Raw genomic sequence first — 19,590 nt, forward strand, 5'->3', positions numbered from 1 at the left:
ATGCCGGACTAGATCCGGCATCCAGCCACGGCGCGTCTGCGCCGTGAGAAGAGTCTCTTGCGATCAAGGATTTGATCGCGCTGGACCCCGGATCTAGTCCGGGGTGACGGAGGTGCAGGCGACGGCGTGCGGTTGGAAAGCAGGCCCACCATTGACTCCCGACCCCTCCCATCGGATAACAATCCTGTGATGGTTCCTTCCGGGCGTTCCGGAAGGTGAAAAGGGAACACGATAGGGAGAAATCCTCATTCGTGGCTGCCCCCGCAACTGTGAGCGGAGAGCCTGAAACGAAATGCCACTGGCAAGCCATCTCGCCGGGAACCGAAGGTTTCCAGAGAGGGTGACGCCGGGAAGGTGTTTCAGGTTTTGACCCGTAAGCCAGGAGACCTGCCATCGCGGAAATATCCATGCCGGCGGGGTGTCCGGAAGAGCGGAATTTCAGGGTGGTGGGATCAACGCCTCCCTGTGTCAGTCTCGTATCCCCGTGGTGAAGTGTATTATAGCGGCTCGACGGCCCTTTGCCGTGCGGCCGCGTCCAAAGGCGCGGGGTCGCGCCGGAGAGGGGTCACCATGTCCATCAACCAGAATACGGCTAACGCCGCCGTTTCCGCAAAAACAACCAGCTTCGCGCAATCGCTGACGGCGATCGTGCTTGGCCTGTTCGTTGTCGGTTTTGTCGGCTTTTCCCATGTGGAAGCCGTTCACAACGCTGCGCATGACACGCGTCATGCCAATGCCTTCCCCTGCCATTGAGGGGAAACCGCATGTCGTCTTTTCGCAATATCGTCTTTACCGCCGTTCTCGTCGGCATTCTCGGCGGTTTCGCCGTTTCGGCCATGCAGGCTTTCGGCACGACGCCGCTCATCCTTCAGGCGGAAACCTATGAAAGCGCCGGCGAAGCGCCCCACAGCCATGATGCGCCGGCCCCCGGTGCTGCCGTTCCCGCCCATGAGCACAATGACGAGGCCTGGGCTCCGGCCGATGGCTTCGAGCGCACCGCCTATACCGTCGCCGCTAATGTGCTGACCGCTATCGGTTATGCGCTGGTGCTGACCGGCCTGATTTCGCTGCGTGGCACGAATGGCGGCTGGCGCGAAGGCCTTCTCTGGGGCGTTGCCGGTTTTGCCGCCGTCATGCTGGCCCCGATGATCGGCCTTCCGCCGGAACTGCCGGGCAGCCCGGCTGCCGCACTTGAGGCGCGGCAGATCTGGTGGCTTGCGACGGTTGCCGCAACCGCGGGCGGGATTGCGCTGATCGCGTTCCGCCGCGAACCCTGGGCCATCGTATTGGCGCTGGTGCTGATCGTCGCACCGCATGTGGTCGGCGCACCCTTGCCGCCGGAAGGCGAACATGCGCTGGCGCCGCTGCCGCTGGAGCGTCAGTTCATCGTCGCCGCCACCGTGACCAGCTTCGTTTTCTGGGCTTTGCTTGGAACATTGAGCGCGTTTTTCCTGAAGCGCTTCCAGTCGGCTTGAGACTATGCAGGACGCAGCGGAATGGAGTGAGGAACTCGATGCGCTGCGTTTTGCCGTTCCCGGTCACGGCGCTTTCTGCGCCGTGCACCGCCTTGCCTTCAAGGCAGTGCTGGGGCCGAATCCCGAACGCGAGGCGGCTCTTGCCTTTTTCCACGACCACGAGGCCGCCTTTGTGGCGGCGGCACTTGCCAAGATCAAACGTGCAAATTTACCCGCCGACCGCAGCCTGCATCTGAACAGCCGCGATATTCGCCGGGCGATTGCCGGGGAGGGTGAGGAGCCAGCGGCGCGCGTGTGCCGGGTGCTGGATCGGGGGTGATGAGTGAGGGTGCCTAGACGCTTGTATTTTGCACCACCTCATTCCTGTGCTTGTCACAGGAATCCAGCCGCCGCGCGTCTGCGCGACGAATAGAGTCGTTTCAGCCCAAGGACTTGGGCTGGCTAGATTCCTGTGACAAGCACAGGAATGAGGGCGGGCGGGCTTACGTGACCCATAATATCAGCGTCCGCCTCACCGATGCTCCGCCGCAAAAACCTGAAGTTCCGCCTCGGCTTCCGGACCAAAGAGGCCGAGGTGTTTCAGGATTTCCACAGCGAAACTGACCGGCGCGCTGCCGGCGGCCGTGATGATGCCGCGATCGCTAACCGCTTTCGGCTGGTCGCGATAAAGCGCCTCGCCGCTATAGACGGCATAAGCCTTGTGGAACGCCAGCGAATTGCCGGTATGGGCGACATCGTTCAGAACGCCCGTGCCGCCGAGCGCGCTCGCCGCCGCGCAGATGCCGGCCACCAGCCGGTCCCTGTCGCGAAACCGGTGCACCAGCCCGCCAAGATCGACAGCCGTTCCCTTTTCCCAGCTTAAGCCGCCGGGAATGACAAGCGCATCGATGCCAACAGGATCAAGCGCGTCATAGGATGTGTCAGGCGTCACATTCAGCCCGCCCATGGACGTCACCGGCCTGCCATCGGGGGTGGCGTAGACGATATCGACGCCCAGATAACTATGCGCTGCGGCAGCAAGCAGCGCCGGTTCCCAGTCCGCAAAATCCTGCGCCAGCGCAATGGCGATCCGTGTCATGGCCGTCTCCGTGGTTTTTTATCAGGCGATGGACTGCATGTAGCGCATGCCGGTGACCGGACGGGGCGCGAAATCCATGTTTTCGTAGAAACGATGCGCCGCGACATTGCCGGTCGTGGCGCTGACGGAAAGATAGTCGCAGCCGAGGCGCTTGGCGATATCGCGGGCGCGGGAAACCAGATGCTGGCCGGTGCCATGGCCGCGATGCCCGTCACGCACGAAGAGATGATGCAGCTCAAGCCCGCGCCGGCCTTCCTGCGCCCTGTAAAGCGGCAGAAGCAGGGCGTAACCGATCAGCGCGCCATCGGCTTCGGCCACGAGGCCATGCACCCAGGGCAGCGGGCCGAACAGGTCGCGTTCCAGTTTCGCCGGCGTGATCGCCGCCGCATCGCCGTGGTAGGAGGCAAGCAGCGTGATCATCTCGTTGAGCTCGGGCAAATCCGTCTTGCGTGCGCCACGAATGATGACGACGGGCGGTCTTTCCAGTGTAAGGGAGCTATCTTCGGTCATTTTTTCGGTCCTTTGGTCTTATCGGTGCCGTCAGGACGCTTGAGAAACAACAAAGCCGCCTGACGGCGGCTTGTTGACAATATGATCTGTCGAGCCGCCCTTAGAGGTAGGCCCAAAAGTACGAGCAGGAGATGGGTGCGCGTTCGTTGATCATGGGACATGCAATGCGCCCGAATCCGCAATCTGTCAAGCCCGGTTTTCCGATCAATGTTCACCCTCACACATGCCGTGATTGGAAAGCGCGCGGATGACGTAGCAATCCTCTATGGAATGGCCGTGGCAATGGGAGACGATGCGCTCCAGCTCGTGTTCCAGCTTCTTCAGGCTGGCGATCTTCTCGCGCACATGGGCGAGGTGTTCGGCGGCGATGCGGTCCGCACCCTCGCAGGGCATCTGCCGGTGCTGGCTAAGCGCGATCAGTTCGCGGATGGCGTCGATGTTCAGCCCGAGATCGCGCGCATGGCGGATGAAGGCCAGCCTTTCAAGGTCGGTCTTTTCGTAACGGCGCTGGTTGCCGTCCGAACGGTCGGCCTCGCGGATGAGGCCCATCTGCTCGTAATAACGGATAGTCGGCACCTTGACGCCGGTGCGTTTGGACAGTTCACCGATGGACAGCATCTTGTTCTCCATATCTAGGGCGCAGCGACGGCGGAACGGGTCGTTCCACCGTTCCGGGTGCGATGCTCTAGTCTCTAGAGATATGGCTTTTCAGCCTGCCGTTCAATGGGTCTCAGGCGGCTTCATCCACACCGAGCGCCTGGGCGAGCGCCTTGAGGACATCGTTCTCGATGCTGGATGCGGTTTCCGGCTGTGCCGACGCGGCCATGTCGCCCATGTCCAGAGCGGGCGCGGTCGTCGTGGAAGCGCCGCTGTCGAGGTTCCAGAGCGCTGCGGCAAGGCCGGTGGAAACGCTGGCGGCGGCAGGCGCGACGGCCGTGGCGATGCTTTCGACGCTCGAAATGGTGCGATGCGCGGCGCGCGTCAGCTCCAGCAGGGCTTCGGTGGTGGAGTGGGTTTCCTTGCCCTTTGCCGGCTCAAGGCTCCGGATCGGAGTGGGATGATAGCTGCTGATGGTTGCTGCAATAGTCGTCATGACTGAGTCCCCTAAGTTTCATGGGGTATTTTTAACGGCCGAAACATTCGCGAGGATTGCGTCGCACGGGGCTTGAACGGAAAAACCCGCTCATATAGTATACCCCCCTATAGTATATGAGGTGCCCATGTCCCATACGATCCGCAACAAGGAGAAGCTTCTGGCCCGCATCCGCCGCCTGAAAGGGCAGATGGAGGCGGTGGAGCGCGCACTGGATGATGCCAAGCCCTGCGGCGAGGTGCTGCAATTGCTCGCTTCGGTGCGCGGCGCGCTTTCCGGCCTGACCGGGGAGGTGATGCAGGAGCATCTGCACGAGCATGTGGTGCATGCCGAAAACGAAGACGAGCGGGCGCGGGCGGCCGAAGAGCTGGCCCAGGTGCTGAAGACCTATATCCGGTAAAATCGAACAGGATTAGCGACATGACGACGACATCCGAACACCGTGCAGCAGCCGGTCACGACCATGTTTTCCTTGGCCAGAACCATGAGCGCAATGAAAGGCGCGTCTGGATGGTCATTGCGCTGACCGCGGCCATGATGATGGCGGAAATCGTTGCCGGCCACTGGTATGGCTCCATGGCGCTGACGGCGGATGGCTGGCACATGTCCACCCATGCGGGTGCGATGCTGATTTCAGCGCTCGCCTATCTTTATGCCCGCCGCGAGGCGCGTAATCCGCGCTTCACTTTCGGCACCGGCAAGTTCGGCGATCTGGCGGGTTTTGCCAGCGCCATCGTACTGGCGGTGGTGGCGCTGCTGATTGCCGTCGAAAGCGCGATGCGCCTCATCAATCCCGTCGAAATCGATTTCAACCAGGCGATCCTCGTCGCCATCATCGGCCTTGCCGTCAATCTTCTCAGCGCCGTGCTTTTGAAGGATGACCACCACCACGATCATGGTCACGGCCACGGCTCGCATGCCCATCATGGGCATGGCAGCCACGCCCATCACGACCACGGCTCCCATGCCGGTCACCATGCGGACCACGGCGCAAAGGGCGGCCGGGACAATAATCTGCGTGCGGCCTATCTGCATGTGCTGGCGGATGCGCTGACTTCGGTTCTCGCCATCGTCGCGCTGCTGCTCGGCAAGTGGAACGGCTGGTCGTTCCTCGATCCGTTGATGGGTATCGTTGGCGGTCTGGTCATCGCCCGCTGGTCATGGGGCCTGATCCGCTCCACGGCGACGACACTGCTCGATGCGCTGCCGCCGGCGGAGGATTTGCCGCAGGAAATCCGTGAAAGCGTGGAGACGGAAGAGGATCGCATCACCGACCTGCATGTCTGGCAGGTAGGGCCGGGGCATCACGCCGCCATCGTGGCGATCCATTCGCAGGCGCCGAAAGCGCCGGCTTTCTACAAGCAGAAACTTGCCGCCATACATGAACTCTCGCATGTGACGGTGGAAGTGAGCCCGGCAAGGGCCTGATTGGAATCGCCTATTCGGTATATTCCGAATAGGCGCTGCGCACCCATTCCACCTCGGCTTCCGCCTTGTCCTCGGGGGAAGCCGCAGCCGTATCCTGATAAGCGGGCGCGCTGCCATTGCCGACGGCCCACAGAACATTGGCCAGCGACTGGGAAAGAATGGTGCTGGAAACGGTGGGATTGCCGGGGCCGCGTTTTACCGCCTGCTCCTCCGGCGCGCTTTGAGCGCTGCCAGCTTTTTCAATGTCGCGGATGCGACCCTGATAGTTATATCCGCCAATATTGCTTTCGATCTGCATGTCGGTGATTCCGCGTTCAAAAGTTAACGAATGGTTAACGGCGGCGACTTGTCCGAAACTTGCGCTTGCTGCGCTGCAGCGACTGCCGAGGGTTGACAGCCGGCGAAGTAGTGCTTCGTTTTTGCATGGATGGGGCGGGGCAGGAGGCGATTGCCAGCTTTGTCCCTCGCGGCATTGCAGTCCGGTTTAAATTTCTGGCGCCGTGAACACCTCACTCCCGTCATTCCGGCCTTGAGCCGGAATCCAGCCGACGCGCGTCTGCGCGGCGAGAGAGTCCTTTCAGCCCAAGGACTTGGGCTGGCTGGATACCGGCTCAAGGCCGGTATGACGGAAAGAGGAAATCTCGCGGACGCGGCCAATCCGTCCGGTGCCGGATTACGCCGTTTCTTTCTCCACAGGCATAACCGTTTCCTGGAGCTTCTCCGGCTCCTCCGCCGCTTCCGCCTCCGCCTCAACCTCCTGCGGCGCGGGCGTCACCATCGCAGCCACCAGCGTGTCCAGCCCGATGCTGCCGACCGGCTTGCCGTCCTCGTCCACCACATGAGCGGTCGTCTCGTTGGCTTCCGACATGTCGCGGGCGATTGTTTCCAGCGTCGCGTTTTCCGGCACGGGCATGCCCTCGGGGCGGCTTTCCAGCGGCTCCATCACCGTGGTCGCCTGCAGCACGCGGCCGCGATTGACGTCGCGCACGAACTCGGTGACGTAACCATCCGCCGGGGAGAGGATGATGCTCTGGCCGTCGCCCTGCTGCACCACTTCGCCGTCTTTGAGAATGGCGATGTGGTCGCCGAGCCTGAGCGCCTCGTCCAGATCGTGGGTGATGAACACCACGGTTTTCTTCAGCTCCTGCTGCAGATCGAGCAGCATGGTCTGCATATCGACGCGGATCAGCGGATCGAGCGCCGAATAGGCTTCGTCCATCAGCAGAATATCGGCGTCATTGGCAAGCGCCCGGGCAAGGCCGACACGCTGCTGCATGCCGCCGGAAAGCTGGTTCGGATAATAATCCTCGTAACCGGCAAGGCCGACACGCTCCAGCCAGTAGCGGCCCTTTTCCTCGCTTTTGCTGCGCGGCACGCCCTGAATGTCGAGGCCGTAGACGCTGTTTTCCAGCACGGTGCGGTGCGGCAGAAGGCCGAATTTCTGGAACACCATCGCCGTCTTGTGGCGGCGGAATTGCCTGAGCGCCGAAGCGCTCATGCCGCAAATGTCCTCGCCGTCGTAAAGAACCTCGCCGGCGGTCGGGTCGATCAGCCGGTTGATATGGCGGATCAGCGTCGACTTGCCGGAGCCGGAAAGCCCCATGACGACGGTGATCTTGCCGCCCGGCATGGTGATGTTGATGTTGTTGAGACCGAGAACGTGGTTGTGTTTGTCGTTCAGTTCGGCCTTGTCCATGCCGGATCGCACCGCTTCGAGGTACTTCTCGGGATGCTTGCCGAAGATCTTGTAAAGGTGGCGGATTTCGATGCTTTTAGCCATGGGAGACCTCGCGGTATTTCTGCAGGCGCTTGCCGAAAGCCTGGCTCGCCCGGTCGAACATGATGGCGATGACGACCAGAGCGAAACCGTTCAGGAAGCCCACCGTGAAGAACTGGTTGTTGATGGCCTGCAGCACGTTCTTGCCGAGCCCGCCGACACCGACCATGGAGGCGACGACGACCATGGCGAGCGCCATCATGATGGTCTGGTTGATGCCGGTCATGATGGTGGGCAGCGCCAGCGGCAGCTGCACGTTGAACAGCTTCTGGCCATTAGACGAACCGAAGGCGTCTGCCGCTTCCAGCACTTCGCGGTCCACCAGGCGGATGCCGAGGCTGGTCAGCCGGATGACGGGCGGGATGGCATAGATCACCACTGCGATCAGGCCCGGAACCTTGCCGATGCCGAAAATCACCACCACGGGGATGAGATAAACGAAGCTGGGCAGTGTCTGCATCACGTCGAGCACGGGATTGATGAGGCGTTGCAGGCGTTCCGAACGACCCATCAGGATGCCGAGCGGCAGGCCGATGACGATGGCGATCAGGGTGGCGATGGCGACGATGGACAGTGTCGTCATGGCGTCGCGCCAGAGGCCGACGGCGCCGATCATCAGCAGGGCGAGCGCCGTGCCGCCGGTAATCCTGAAGCTGCGACCGGCCAGATGCACGATGGCGAGAATGATGAGGAGCGTGACGATCCACGGTGTCTGGATGAACAGCCGCTCCGAGGAATTGAGGAAGAGCTGCAACGGATGCACGATCACGTCGATCGCATCGCCGTAGTTGCGCACGATATCGCGAAAACCGTCATCGATGGTCTTGCGTGCCACACGCATCGTAGAATTGTCGATGGCCGGGAACTTGCAGAGCATGTCCGGTAGGTAAGTGCAGAGGGCCATTATTGTTGTTTTCCCTTTGGGTTTTGGGTGGTGAGCGGTTGAGGCTGGAGCGCGCGTGGCACCCCCCTCTGTCCTGCCGGACATCTCCCCCACAAGGGGGGAGATCGACCTGCGGCAAGGTCTCGCCCATCAAACAGGTTGCGGATTTGTGAGAAGGGTGCGCCCAGCCGATCTCCCTCCTTGTGGGGGAGATGCCCGGCAGGGCAGAGGGGGGTAAGCCACGGATGCCAACCGAAGCTTCCCACTCTCATCAGCTCATCACATCGAAGCCTTGATCTTCTCCGCCACCTCGGCCGGAACCCACTTCGTCCAGATGTCCTCATGGTTCTCGAGGAAATATTCCGCGCCATCCTCGTTGGTGCCCTGGTTCTCATCCATCCAGGCGAGGATTTCGGCGACCGTCTTGTTGTCCCAGTTGCGGGCCTTGATGTAGTCCAGCGTCACGCCGGCCTTGCTTTCGAAGTCCTTGGTGATGACGGTATAGACATCGGCCACCGGATAGGCATTGACCTTCGGCGCTGCGCAATCGACCTTCGCCGTGCACTCGTCGAAATGGGCGCGGTCGAGTTCGACGCCGTCGTCCAGCTTCACCATCTCGTATTTGCCGAGAATGGCGGTGGGCGACCAGTAATAGCCGAGCCAGCCCTGCTTCTTTTCAAACGCATTGGCGATGGAGCCGTCTAGGCCGGCGGCCGAGCCGGTGTCGACCAGGGTAAAACCCTTTTTGTCGCCCTCGCGCGCCTTGTAGAGATTGGCGGTGGTCACCTGGCAGTTCCAGCCGGACGGGCAATTATGCACGGCGCCCTTGCTGGCGTCTTCCGGGGCGGGGAAAAGTTCGGGATGTTTCAGCGCATCCTCGACGGTCTTGATGTCGGGGTGGGCGTCGGCGATGAATTTCGGGATCCACCAGCCTTCGATACCGCCTTCGCTCAAAATCTTGGAAGCCTCGATCATGCGGCCTTCCTTGACGGCGGCGTCGAGCGGCTCGCGCACGGCGTTCACCCACAATTCGGGCGCCATGTCCGGCTGGCCCTTTTCGTTCATGGAGGCGAAGGTCGGCATGGTATCGCCGCTGACGACATTGACCGTGCAGTCATAGCCGTTTTCCATGATGAACTTGTCGACGTAAGCCGCGACACCGGCGGATGCCCAGTTCATTTCGGCGATGGAGATGCTGCCGCACTCTTCGGCGGCATTGGCGGAATTTGCTGCACCGGCAGCGATGATAAAGCCCGTTACGAGAATGGTCGAGGCGAGGAGTTTCTTCATGTGTAAGACCCCCAAGTCTGATGCAGTGTTTTCAATTGGCAAAGCGGGAGCACTGCAAAGCCCGGATTGCCAAGGGCGAACTGACATGGCGCGTGGAAAAGCCGAAAAATGACGGCAAGAAGAATATCCGCAGAACACGCTGCGGCATTGCCGCGGGAGACGCGGAGAAAAGGCGCATGAATATGTCAACGACCGGCATAATACGGCCAAAAAGTGATATTGCAACGCGAAATGGCGCATCGCAGCCATGCGTTCGATTCCCGGAACATTTTCCGGTCTGGCGTAATACTGAAAATATATTTGTAATTTACTGAGGTATATTTTGAATTTCAGTACTTTGAAATAAAAATCCGTTATGTCGTTAAGTGGTATTTAAAGAAAAAATACCGGCGCGATTTTGTGGAAAAAATATTCAGAAACGGGTTTTAGAAGGGTATTTTTATACTGTTTTCGAAGCGGGCGACGTTATCCGCCGCCCGTTCCGCCATCAGCGGGTCACGCCGCGTCCTTGCCGGCCACCTTCAGCGCAAACGCATATTCGAAGGCGATTTCTTCCAGCCGCTGGAAACGGCCCGACTTCCCGCCATGGCCGGCCGCCATGTTGGTTTTCAGCAGGATGGGCGCTTCTCCCGTGGTCTTCTCACGCAGCTTCGCCACCCATTTGGTCGGCTCCCAATAGGTCACGCGCGGATCGGTGAGGCCGGAAAGCGCGAGAATCGGCGGGTAAGGCTTCGCACCCACATTGTCATAGGGGCTGTAGGCGGCGATCCAGCCATATTCCTCTGCCGATTCCAGCGGATTGCCCCATTCCGGCCATTCCGGCGGGGTGAGCGGCAGGGTGTCATCGAGCATGGTGGTCAGCACATCCACGAAGGGAACGGCGGCGATGATGCCGGCGAATTTCTCCGGCGCCATATTGGCAACGGCTCCCATCAGCATGCCGCCGGCCGAGCCGCCTTCGGCGATGATGCCCCCATAGGAGGTGAAACCTTCCTGAACCAGATGATCGGCAGCGGCGATGAAGTCCTTGAAGGTGTTCTGCTTGGCTTCCATCTTGCCGGTTTCGTACCATTCGAAACCCTTGTCCTTGCCGCCGCGAATATGGGCGATGGCATAGATGAAACCACGGTCGGCGAGCGACAGCGTGGTGGTGGAGAAGGAGGCGGGAATGGTGATACCGTAAGCGCCATAACCATAAAGCAGGCAGGGGGCGGAACCGTCAAGCGCCACATCCTTGCGATAGAGCAGCGAGACCGGCACCAGCTCACCATCATGGGCAGGGGCCATGATGCGGCGGGTGATGTAATCGTCCGGATTATGGCCGGAGGGCACTTCCTGCGTCTTCAGCAGCGTGCGCTCGCGCGTCACCATGTCGTAATCGAACAGCTGGCTCGGCGTCGTCATCGAGGAATAGGAAAAGCGGATGACGTCGGTGTCATATTCCGCCGCGCCATGCAGGCCGAGAGAATAGGCCTCTTCGGCAAAGGCGATGGAATGTTCCTCGCCGGTGCGGCGGTCGCGTATGACGATGCGCGGCAGGCCGTCGCGGCGTTCCAGCCAGATCAGGTGGCGGGCATAGGCATCGACGGAGAGAATAAGGCGGCCCGGCTCATGCGGAACCACCTCCTTCCAGTTCTCCTTGCCGGGTGCGGTGACCGGTGCTTCCACGATGCGGAAATCCTTGGCGTCGCCGTCATTGGTGAGGATGAAGAAGACATCGCCGCCTTCGCACATCGAATATTCGATGCCCTCTTCGCGCTCCGCCACGATAGCAGGCTCGGCGGTCAGGTTTTTGGTGGAGAGAATGCGATATTCGCTGGTCTCATGGTCGTGAATGTCGATGAAGATGAAATCGTCGAGCACCGACGCGCCGACGCCCATGAAGAAGCCGGGGTCCTTTTCCTCATAGACCAGCCGGTCGGCCGATTGCGGCTCGCCGATGATATGATGGAAGACCTTGGAGGGGCGGTGGTTCTCGTCCTGCAGCGTATAAAAGAAGCTCTTGCCATCGGGCGCCCATGCGCCGCCACCGCCGGTGTTTTCCACGACATCGGCAAGGTCTTCGCCGGTCTCGAGGTTACGGATGCGCAGGGTGAAATATTCCGAACCCTTGTCGTCATAACCCCAGATGCCGTGACTGTGATCGGAGGACTGGTCGAGGCCGGCAAGACGGAAATAATCCTTGCCCTCGGCCTCTTTGTCGCCGTTCAGCAGCACGTGTTTTTCGCCGCCGCCGCGCGGGGTGCGGAAATAATGCGGCTGCTCGCCGCCGGTCACGAACAGCGTGCCATAGGCATAAGGCCCGTCATTGACCGGTACGGAGGAATCATCCTGCTTGATGCGGCCCTTCATTTCCTCGAACAGCTTTTCCTGAAGCGCCTTGGTGTCACCCATGGCCGCTTCCATATAGGCGTTCTCCGCCTCCAGATGGGCGCGGATCGACGGGTCGAGCAGGGTTGGGTCCTTGAACATGGCCTGCCAGTTATCGGCCCGGAACCATGCGTAATCGTCGGTGCGGGTAATGCCGTGATGCGTATCCTGAACGGGCCGTTTTTCGGCGGTCGGGGCGGCGGGCAGGTTCTTGAAAATCGGCAAGGGAAACTCGCTTTCGTATGAAGAATTCTTGGGCGGCACCAAGATGTAGAGCGGGCCTTGCGGCCGATCAAGTTTCAAATCTCCACAGGCGGAATGCGGCTTGGGCACAATTTCGTCAGCTTTCGATCACATTTTGGCAATATCCGGCAAATCAGCGATGATGGATGCAGGCCGCCCGGCCTGCCGCCCACCACAAGAACAAACGAAAAAACTGACAGGATCCCATGCGAAAGCTTTTTCCCGCTGCCCTTTCTGCCTTTTTCCTTGGCTTGCAGACCTTCACGCCTGCTTTCGCGATCGATGCCAGCGTCATGCGGCAGTTGAACGCGCTTGCCCCCGAAGAGCGGCTGGAACAGCGCTGCGATATCGAGGCGATGGAAAGGATAGCGACCGAGCAGAAGGGCATGCGGCCGGACAAGGTCATCGCCTATACTTTCGGTGATCCGGAAGTGGGGAAGAACTCTATCAAGGCGCCGGGCGCAGTCTTCAGGAGCGCGGGCGAATGGTACAAGCTCAAATACAAGTGCCAGCTGAAGAGCGACAGCCTCAGCATCCAGTCCTTCGATTATCGTGTGGGCGATAAAATTCCCGAGGAGCAGTGGAAGAAGTTGTATCTTTATGACTAACCAAGGATTTTTTCGGTTGCGGGCAGGCGTTTAGCCTCCGCTTTTCTTGCCGCTCCGCCACCGGCTCTGTAACCCTGCTTGCCGATCGAAGCGAGGGAGACGGGCATGGCGACACGATTCAAGGGACTTTCGGCTTTTCCGATCACGCCGGCCGACGAGGCCGGGCAGGTCGACACACAGGCCTTTTCCGCCCTCATTGAGCGGCTTGATGCGGCCGAGGTGGATTCCGTCGGCATTCTCGGCAGCACCGGCATCTATATGTATTTGTCGCGCGCGGAGAGACGTCGGGCCATCGAAGCTGCCGCGGCGGTCCTCAAGGGCAGGCGCACACTCATGGCCGGCGTCGGCGCCCTGCGCACCGATGACGCCGTGGCCTTGGCAAAGGACGCCGAAGCTGCCGGTGCGGATGCATTGCTGTTGGCTCCCGTCTCCTACACGCCGCTGACGCAGGAAGAGGCCTATCACCATTTCGCCGCCGTGGCCGGCGCAACGGGCCTGCCGCTCGCCATCTACAACAACCCGACGACGACGCGATTTTCCTTCAGCGACGAGCTTCTGGTGCGGCTTGCCTATATCCCCAATATCCGCGCCATCAAGATGCCGCTGCCGGCCGATTCCGATTATGCCGGCGAGCTCGCGCGGCTGAGGCCGAAGCTGGGGCAAGATTTCGCCATCGGTTACAGCGGCGACTGGGGCTGCGCCGACGCCACGCTTGCCGGCGGCGACACCTGGTACAGCGTTGTCGCCGGTCTGCTGCCGATTCCGGCCCTGCGGCTGATGCGGGCGGCTCAGGCCGGCAATGCGGAAGAGGCGAAGAGGATCGATGCGGCCTTCCAGCCGCTCTGGGCGCTGTTCAAGGAATTCGGCAGCATCCGCGTGGTTTATGCCGCCGCCAACCTTCTGTCGCTGACGGTCAGCGAACCGCCCCGGCCGATCCTGCCACTCACCAGCGCCGAACGCCAGCGGGTGGAAGAGGCGCTGGAGGGCCTGTCCGGGCTGGAAACCGCGCCTTAATTCGGGCGCTTTGCGGGCGGATTGCCACCGAATGAGACTGCATTCACTGCGGAAAATGAAAATGATACGTCGCTTCCTCCTTGCTGCCCTGTTCGCTTCAGCCGCGTCCGCCGCCTTAGCGGGGACCGGCCTTGTCGAACCGACGCTGAAAATGTCGCCGCAGCATGACGGCAAGGTGCGGGTGGCGATGACGCTTGACGCCTGCATGGGCAAGACCGACCACCGCATTCTCGATACGTTGGTGAAAGAGCGCATTCCGGCGACGATCTTCGTCACCGCCCGCTGGCTGAAACACAATAGCGAGGCGCTGGCCACGCTCATGGCGCATCCGGACCTGTTCGAAATCGAAAACCATGGCGAAAACCATGTGCCGGCGGTGGATAAGCCGGTTTCCATCTACGGCATCGCCGCGGCCGGCTCTGAAGCGGCGGTCGAGCAGGAGGTGGAGGGCGGCCGTCAGGCCATTGTCGCCGCCACTGGCCTCCAGCCGCAATGGTTCCGCGGTGCGACGGCCAAATATACCAGGTCTTCCATGACCACCATCAACCGGCTCGGCATGCGGGTGGCCGGTTATTCCGTCAATGGCGATGGAGGCTCGCTGCTGGGTGCGGCCGCGACGGCGAAACACATCGCTTCCGCCCGAGATGGCGATGTCATCATCTCCCACATCAACCAGCCCACCCATGAAGCGGGCGAGGGCGTGGTGAAGGGCCTTCTGGCGCTGAAGGCGCGCGGCGTGATTTTCACGCGGCTGGATGACCCGTCCTTCGCACCGCCGGGGAATTGAAGGGGAAGCTCTTTCCTCATTCCTGTGCTTGTCACAGGAATCCAGCCAGCCCAAGTCCTTGGGCTGAAAAGACTCTTCCCGCCGCGCAGACGCACGCCGACTGGATTCCTGTGACAAGCACAGGAATGAGCCACATCAACGCCCGTTTTTCGGCGGCGCGGGCAAAAAAATTGCGCTAGCATCCTCCCCATGATGCTGTTCAAACGCCCCGACACCGAAACGCTCTACTCCGCCCTTGTGAACAAGGACCCCGCCTATGAGGGCGTGGCCTATGTGTGTGTGACGTCGACGAAGATTTTCTGCCGCTTCACCTGCACGGCGCGAAAGCCGAAGATCGAAAACTGCCGGTTCCGCGAGACCATCGCCGAATGTCTGGAAGCCGGTTTCCGTCCCTGCAAGCGCTGCAAGCCGATGCTCGCCTATGGCTCCGCCGATGAGACCGTGACGTCGCTGCTGACGGCGCTGGAAAATGAACCGGCGCGGCGCTGGCGCGAGGAGGATGTGGTGGCGATGGGCCATGATCCGTCCACCGTGCGCCGAACCTTCAAGCGCCGTTTCGGCATGAGCTTTCTGGAAATCGCCAGATTGCGGCGGGTAGGCGGTGCGGCGGAAAGCATCGCTTCCGGCGAAGCGGTGATCGGCGCGCAGATCGATGCCGGTTACGAATCCGGCAGCGGTTTCCGCTCTGCCATCAATCAGTTCTTCGGCTCTTCGCCCGCCGCCATGAAGGGCAAGGGGTTTTTGAAGGGTGACTGGATCGATACGCCGATCGGCCCGATGCTGGCGGTCGCAGACGATCACGCTTTGCATCTTCTCGAATTCGCCGACCGGCCGGCGCTTCCGGCCGAGTTGAAGCGGCTGAAGACGCGCACCGGCGCGGATATGGTGCTCGGCCGGACGGCTGTGACCGGCCAGATCGAAGCGGAACTCAAGGCCTATTTCGCCGGGCATCCGGCCGCCTTTGAAACCCGGCTTGCCGGCCATGGCACACCCTTCGAGCGCGACGTCTGGCGCAGCCTGCGGGAAATACCGGCGGGGGAGATCGTCAGCTATTCCTCGCTCGCAACCGCCATGGACAGGTCATCCGCCGTGCGTGCGGTCGCGCGTGCCAATGGCGCGAACCAGATCGCCATCGTCGTGCCGTGCCACCGTGTGCTGGGCGCGGATGGCAGCCTGACCGGCTATGGCGGCGGGCTGTGGCGCAAGAAATGGCTGATCGAGCACGAGCGCCGCATGGCGAGCGCGCAGGGGGAGGCGCAGGGAATGCCGCTCGCTTCCTGAGCGGCCTGGCTGCTGGTTTTCAGGAGGTTGTCGATTGACGGTCGGCGCGTGGGGTTTACCCCCCTCTGCCCTGCCGGGCATCTCCCCCTCAAGGGGGGAGATCGGCAGGAGGCGCTACCGCCATTTCATTCTCAACGTTGAGATGGGCGAAACCTCGCCGCAGATCGATCTCCCCCCTTGAGGGGGAGATGCCCGGCAGGGCAGAGGGGGGTAAGCCCCACGCGCCCGCGCCTGCCGTTGAAGCCGTGCTTAATCCGGCAGTTTGGGCACCACCCGGCGTGAGGGGAAGAGTTCCCGCGTCACCGTCATGGCGATCAGCGACAGCGGCAGCGCCAGCATGGCCCCGGCCGCCCCCCACATCCACGTCCAGAAGATGATCATCACGAAGACGAGGAAGGGGTTTATCTCCATGTTGCGGCCTACCACCGCCGGAAAGGCGAGGTTTTCCATCAACAGGTGAATGGTGAAGAAGATTGCCGCCGGCAGAAGCGCCAGAATGATGTTGTCATGGGTGATGATGCCCGCCACCGTCAGCGAAATCGTCATGGCGGTGATGCCGAGAAACGGCACGAAGCTGGAGAGGAAGGCGAACAGCCCCCACAGAAGCGGCATGGCCAGTCCGCCGAAATAGGCGATGACCACCATCGTCACGCCAAGCCCGGCATAGATCAGCGCCGCCGTGGCGAAATAGGTGCCGAGCACCTCTTCCACCGAACCGATGATGCGGATGGTACGAAGCCGCTGGTGGCGGGCCGGAAAGGCCATGATGATCGCCTTGCGCAGCCGCAGCCGGCTATAGAGAAACATCAGCAGCGCGGCGAGGAAGATCAGGCCCTGAATGACGGCCGGGGTGACGTTGGAGCCGAGCACGGAAATGATTTCGCCGCTGCGCGAAATCAAAGATTCCATCGACATCGAGCCCAGACTGAAGCTCGCAGCCGAAATATTCAGCCATCTGAGGCTTTGCAGATAGGGCAGGAAACGGTCGATGCTGCGCTCCACCAGCGCCGGCCCTTCCGAAGCGAGAAGCGAGAGCGGCTCGGTCAGCGAATTGACCACGAAGAACATCACCGCCGCCACGAGGCTCGATAGAATGAGCGCGACGCCGAAGCCGGGAATGCCGTAGGAACCGAGCTTTTCGGCGGCGATGCCGAGGATCATGCCCACCACGATGGCCATCACCACCGGAATGAGGATGAGCGACAATTCGTGAATGACCGCCATGAGCATGATGAGGAAGATGCCGATCACCGACCAGGCGACGACCACATCCAGCGCTTCGCGGCCAAGCGGCTGCTGGCTGCGCGCATCGTCGCGGCGCGACGTGGATGGCGGGGCCTCCAGCGGGTCCGCCCTCGTGATCGGAACGGTTCCGGCTGTGGCGCCGGCTGCGACCGAATTGCCGGTCTTGTCCGGTCTGGCATTTTCATTCATCGAACGGTCCCCCAATCAGGTGACAAACGTTCGAAAAATGTGGCGGTTCCGGGGCGGCGCAAATTTCCGCCGCCCCTTTTTACAGTTGGAGCATGTCGAGCAAAAATGGAGCCCGGTTTCCCGGCCGCAAATGCGACGATGCTTTAGGCGGAAAGCTTTAGCCCGATGCCCCACGGATCTTTGAGGACAATGCCGTCACTTCGCCTTTCGGTGGCGATTTCCAGCCGGTCGAGTGCGGCAATCGCCGTCTCAAGCGCGGCCGGCTCGTTGAAGGTCAGCGAATAGCCGGAAAGGCCGGTCATATTGTCCTTGCGGGCCGCAGCACCCCGGCTGTTCCAGATATTGGCGGCGACGTGGTGGTGATAGGCCCCGGAACCGAAGAAGCTCGCGCCGGGATAACGCGCCATGATCTTCAGCCCCAGCACATCCTGATAAAATTCATCCGCCTGCGGAATATTGCCCACCTGCAGATGGATATGGCCGATGGCTGTTCCTTCCGCCGCCCCGGTAAAGGCCGTCTTCGGCGCGCTGTCGTAAAGCGCCTGAAGGTTGAGGCCGAGGGTGGCCATCTCCACCGTGCCGTCCTGCTGGTAGGTCCATTCATCCGGCGAACGGTCGCGATAGACTTCGATGCCGTTGCCTTCCGGGTCGGCAAGATAGATCGCCTCACTGACCAGATGGTCGGACGCGCCCTGAAGCTGGACATTGTTATGGGCGGCATGCGCCAGCCAATGGGCCAGATCGTTCCGGCTCGGCATCAGGAAGGCGGTGTGGAACAGGCCTGCGGCGTTGCGCGGCGCGCGTTCCGCCGTGCCGGAGGTGGAAAGTGTGAGCAGCGGTTGGCCGCCCACACCCAGCACTTCACCGCTCGGGTTCTTTTCGAGAACGGAAAGACCGATGATCTTCTGGTAGAAATCCGAAACGCGCGGCAGATCGTGAACGACGAGATGCGCCTGGCCGACATAGGCCGGCCGCGTCAGGGCGAATTGTTTGATTTCACTCATCATGATCTCCATATTGAATCCGAAGCGCCCTGGGGCGGATCGGTCGCCGAAACCATCGGCCGACGCCGCTTTGCGGCGTTTGTCGAAGGCGAATATGGGCTGGTTTCGTCGTTCAGCAAAGATCGTCGTCTGGCGATTGACCGTCCACTATTCGTTGACAATGCCCCGTTCCGGCCCGGCTCCGGCTTTGACTTCGATCAAGGTGAAGGCCGTGCCGAAGGGGAAATATAAGCCTAGCCCGACACGCTAAACGGCGGATCAAGCCAAAGGAGACAGCCATGTACAAGAAGATCATCGTACCGGTAGACCTCAGCGCCACCGACAAGGGGGAAAAGATTCTCGAAAAGGCCAAGGCGCTTCTGGATCCTGATGGCGAGATCGTTCTCATCAATGTTGTCGAGGAACTGCCGGGCTATATGGCGATCGACCTGCCTGTCGACCTGATCGAAAACGCCATCAAGGACGCCAAGACCAAGCTTTCGGACATCAAGACCCGGGCCGGTTTCAAGGGCAGCCAGGAAATCAGAAGCGGCGCGCCCGCGCGTGAAATCATCGCCGCCGCCGAGGAACACAAGGCCGACCTCATCATCATCGCGTCGCATACGCCGGATTTCAGCAATTATTTCATCGGCGCCACTGCCGACCGCGTGGTGCGCCACGCCAAATGCTCGGTGCTGGTGGACCGATAAAAGCCTGACGTTTCAGGGTTGCGGGCGGGTTTTCCGCCCCCAAGCATTCCCAGGAAAAGTGGAATCCGGTTTTCCGTCTGGGAATGCGGCGATACAAGAAGATGGGCTGGAGGAAAAAACATGAATGTCGAAAGTTACGAGAAAATCCTGCGTGACCGCCAGCGCGAGCTTTATCGCCGCCTGCACAAAATCGAAGCCGATTTCGAAGAGCCTCGCAATCCCGATGACGAGGATCGCGCCACCGAACGCAGCAATGACGAGGTGCTGGACGAGCTGGGGCAGGTGGGTCAGGACGAGCTACGCGCCATCGACGCAGCCCTCGACCGTATCGCCAACGGCACCTTCGGCACCTGCGTCAAATGCGGCAAGCGGATTTCGGAGGATCGATTGAAGGCGGTGCCCTATACGCCGTTTTGCCAGGAATGCGCTGCGGCGTTGTGAAATAATCTCGTGGTGACGCGTTGCGCTCGCCTTTTTCCACCCTCATCCCTGTGCTTGTTGTACAGCCCGGAGACATAGTTGACAGATGTTCGGAGACATCCCTGACACTTTTTCTGCTTGGCGGAGGAGTGTCGGGATGGCTTGGCGGGAGATTTCTGTCATGGATCAACGCACAGAGTTTGTGA

The 19,590-nt window shown here is 61.1% G+C and carries 23 protein-coding genes and 1 riboswitch; of the genes, 12 read left to right on the forward strand and 11 right to left on the reverse strand.

Translation table 11 applies throughout. The features are described 5' to 3' along the window. The first annotated feature begins 173 nt into the window (after window positions 1-173). A riboswitch (cobalamin riboswitch) is annotated at window positions 174-409 on the forward strand. Between the two features lie 161 nt (window positions 410-570). Genes I3J13_RS22165 through I3J13_RS22175 form a run of 3 tightly spaced genes read left to right on the forward strand, consistent with a single transcriptional unit; the run spans window position 571 to window position 1,794 of the window. Next, on the forward strand, window positions 571-753 hold the full coding sequence (locus I3J13_RS22165) for a CbtB domain-containing protein (protein WP_003522264.1): 183 nt from the start codon (window positions 571-573) through the stop codon (window positions 751-753). Between the two features lie 11 nt (window positions 754-764). Then, entirely contained in the window at window positions 765-1,475 is a 711-nt protein-coding gene (locus I3J13_RS22170) for a CbtA family protein (RefSeq protein ID WP_196380248.1), read from the forward strand. A 4-nt stretch (window positions 1,476-1,479) separates the two neighbouring features. Next, complete coding sequence (locus I3J13_RS22175) at window positions 1,480-1,794, forward strand: hypothetical protein (protein WP_196380249.1); 315 nt, start codon at window positions 1,480-1,482, stop codon at window positions 1,792-1,794. 192 nt (window positions 1,795-1,986) lie between these two features. Here the strand turns inward: I3J13_RS22175 and I3J13_RS22180 are convergent, their stop codons facing one another. From I3J13_RS22180 to I3J13_RS22195, 4 genes are all read right to left on the reverse strand, one after another. After that, window positions 1,987-2,553 (reverse strand): type 1 glutamine amidotransferase family protein, encoded by a 567-nt coding sequence (locus I3J13_RS22180; protein WP_196380250.1) that lies wholly within the window; start codon window positions 2,551-2,553, stop codon window positions 1,987-1,989. Between the two features lie 21 nt (window positions 2,554-2,574). Then, window positions 2,575-3,063, reverse strand: a complete 489-nt coding sequence (locus tag I3J13_RS22185) for a GNAT family N-acetyltransferase (protein WP_003509304.1) — start codon at window positions 3,061-3,063, stop codon at window positions 2,575-2,577. Between the two features lie 204 nt (window positions 3,064-3,267). Beyond that, a complete protein-coding gene (locus I3J13_RS22190) occupies window positions 3,268-3,681 on the reverse strand; it encodes a MerR family transcriptional regulator (RefSeq protein WP_003522268.1) in 414 nt (137 codons plus the stop codon). Between the two features lie 112 nt (window positions 3,682-3,793). Further along, on the reverse strand, window positions 3,794-4,156 hold the full coding sequence (locus I3J13_RS22195; protein ID WP_196380251.1) for a hypothetical protein: 363 nt from the start codon (window positions 4,154-4,156) through the stop codon (window positions 3,794-3,796). A gap of 127 nt (window positions 4,157-4,283) precedes the next feature. On the opposite strand from I3J13_RS22195, the gene dmeR reads away from it, so the two are divergent. Both dmeR and dmeF read left to right on the forward strand, forming a co-directional pair. Beyond that, the gene (gene dmeR / locus I3J13_RS22200) at window positions 4,284-4,556 is read left to right on the forward strand and encodes a Ni(II)/Co(II)-sensing transcriptional repressor DmeR (protein WP_003509296.1); all 273 of its coding nucleotides are present in this window, start codon (window positions 4,284-4,286) and stop codon (window positions 4,554-4,556) included. A 20-nt stretch (window positions 4,557-4,576) separates the two neighbouring features. After that, complete coding sequence (dmeF, locus tag I3J13_RS22205) at window positions 4,577-5,584, forward strand: CDF family Co(II)/Ni(II) efflux transporter DmeF (RefSeq protein WP_196380252.1); 1,008 nt, start codon at window positions 4,577-4,579, stop codon at window positions 5,582-5,584. A gap of 10 nt (window positions 5,585-5,594) precedes the next feature. Here the strand turns inward: dmeF and I3J13_RS22210 are convergent, their stop codons facing one another. The 5 genes from I3J13_RS22210 to I3J13_RS22230 all read right to left on the reverse strand — a co-directional run bounded on the left by I3J13_RS22210 (window position 5,595) and on the right by I3J13_RS22230 (window position 12,129). Next, the gene (locus I3J13_RS22210; RefSeq protein ID WP_003522271.1) at window positions 5,595-5,882 is read right to left on the reverse strand and encodes a hypothetical protein; all 288 of its coding nucleotides are present in this window, start codon (window positions 5,880-5,882) and stop codon (window positions 5,595-5,597) included. A 375-nt stretch (window positions 5,883-6,257) separates the two neighbouring features. Next, a complete protein-coding gene (locus tag I3J13_RS22215) occupies window positions 6,258-7,364 on the reverse strand; it encodes a quaternary amine ABC transporter ATP-binding protein (protein WP_196380253.1) in 1,107 nt (368 codons plus the stop codon). Continuing rightward, window positions 7,357-8,265 (reverse strand): ABC transporter permease, encoded by a 909-nt coding sequence (locus I3J13_RS22220; protein WP_196380254.1) that lies wholly within the window; start codon window positions 8,263-8,265, stop codon window positions 7,357-7,359. Before I3J13_RS22220 ends, I3J13_RS22215 begins: the two co-directional genes overlap by 8 nt. Window positions 8,266-8,523: 258 nt before the next feature. Next, window positions 8,524-9,534 carry an ABC transporter substrate-binding protein gene (locus tag I3J13_RS22225; RefSeq protein WP_196380255.1) on the reverse strand — a complete coding sequence of 337 codons (1,011 nt, stop codon included), beginning with the start codon at window positions 9,532-9,534 and terminating at the stop codon, window positions 8,524-8,526. Window positions 9,535-10,029: 495 nt separating this feature from the next. Beyond that, entirely contained in the window at window positions 10,030-12,129 is a 2,100-nt protein-coding gene (locus I3J13_RS22230) for a S9 family peptidase (RefSeq protein ID WP_196380256.1), read from the reverse strand. 224 nt (window positions 12,130-12,353) lie between these two features. On the opposite strand from I3J13_RS22230, the gene I3J13_RS22235 reads away from it, so the two are divergent. The 4 genes from I3J13_RS22235 to I3J13_RS22250 all read left to right on the forward strand — a co-directional run bounded on the left by I3J13_RS22235 (window position 12,354) and on the right by I3J13_RS22250 (window position 15,837). Further along, window positions 12,354-12,755 carry a DUF930 domain-containing protein gene (locus I3J13_RS22235; RefSeq protein WP_142778887.1) on the forward strand — a complete coding sequence of 134 codons (402 nt, stop codon included), beginning with the start codon at window positions 12,354-12,356 and terminating at the stop codon, window positions 12,753-12,755. 105 nt (window positions 12,756-12,860) lie between these two features. Further along, entirely contained in the window at window positions 12,861-13,769 is a 909-nt protein-coding gene (locus I3J13_RS22240) for a dihydrodipicolinate synthase family protein (RefSeq protein WP_196380257.1), read from the forward strand. A 61-nt stretch (window positions 13,770-13,830) separates the two neighbouring features. Then, window positions 13,831-14,556 carry a polysaccharide deacetylase family protein gene (locus I3J13_RS22245; RefSeq protein WP_196380258.1) on the forward strand — a complete coding sequence of 242 codons (726 nt, stop codon included), beginning with the start codon at window positions 13,831-13,833 and terminating at the stop codon, window positions 14,554-14,556. A gap of 189 nt (window positions 14,557-14,745) precedes the next feature. After that, on the forward strand, window positions 14,746-15,837 hold the full coding sequence (locus I3J13_RS22250) for a bifunctional transcriptional activator/DNA repair enzyme AdaA (RefSeq protein WP_196380259.1): 1,092 nt from the start codon (window positions 14,746-14,748) through the stop codon (window positions 15,835-15,837). A gap of 249 nt (window positions 15,838-16,086) precedes the next feature. Here I3J13_RS22250 and I3J13_RS22255 read toward each other — a convergent pair whose 3' ends face one another. Together I3J13_RS22255 and I3J13_RS22260 are read right to left on the reverse strand one after the other, a co-directional pair. After that, entirely contained in the window at window positions 16,087-17,271 is a 1,185-nt protein-coding gene (locus tag I3J13_RS22255) for an AI-2E family transporter (protein ID WP_020813172.1), read from the reverse strand. A 143-nt stretch (window positions 17,272-17,414) separates the two neighbouring features. Next, on the reverse strand, window positions 17,415-18,275 hold the full coding sequence (locus I3J13_RS22260) for a VOC family protein (RefSeq protein ID WP_196380260.1): 861 nt from the start codon (window positions 18,273-18,275) through the stop codon (window positions 17,415-17,417). Between I3J13_RS22260 and I3J13_RS22265 the strand changes: the two genes are divergently transcribed. From I3J13_RS22265 to I3J13_RS22275, 3 genes are all read left to right on the forward strand, one after another. Beyond that, entirely contained in the window at window positions 18,258-18,506 is a 249-nt protein-coding gene (locus tag I3J13_RS22265; protein ID WP_059753907.1) for a hypothetical protein, read from the forward strand. The two genes, I3J13_RS22260 and I3J13_RS22265, sit on opposite strands and share 18 nt — an antisense overlap. 47 nt (window positions 18,507-18,553) lie before the next feature. Beyond that, window positions 18,554-18,964, forward strand: coding sequence for a universal stress protein (locus I3J13_RS22270; RefSeq protein ID WP_003522284.1), 411 nt, complete (start codon window positions 18,554-18,556; stop codon window positions 18,962-18,964). 120 nt (window positions 18,965-19,084) lie between these two features. Continuing rightward, a complete protein-coding gene (locus I3J13_RS22275) occupies window positions 19,085-19,405 on the forward strand; it encodes a TraR/DksA family transcriptional regulator (RefSeq protein WP_196380261.1) in 321 nt (106 codons plus the stop codon). Window positions 19,406-19,590: the final 185 nt, after the last annotated feature.

The sequence above is a fragment of the Agrobacterium leguminum genome (assembly GCF_015704895.1).
GTDB classification, from domain to species: Bacteria; Pseudomonadota; Alphaproteobacteria; order Rhizobiales; family Rhizobiaceae; genus Agrobacterium; species Agrobacterium leguminum.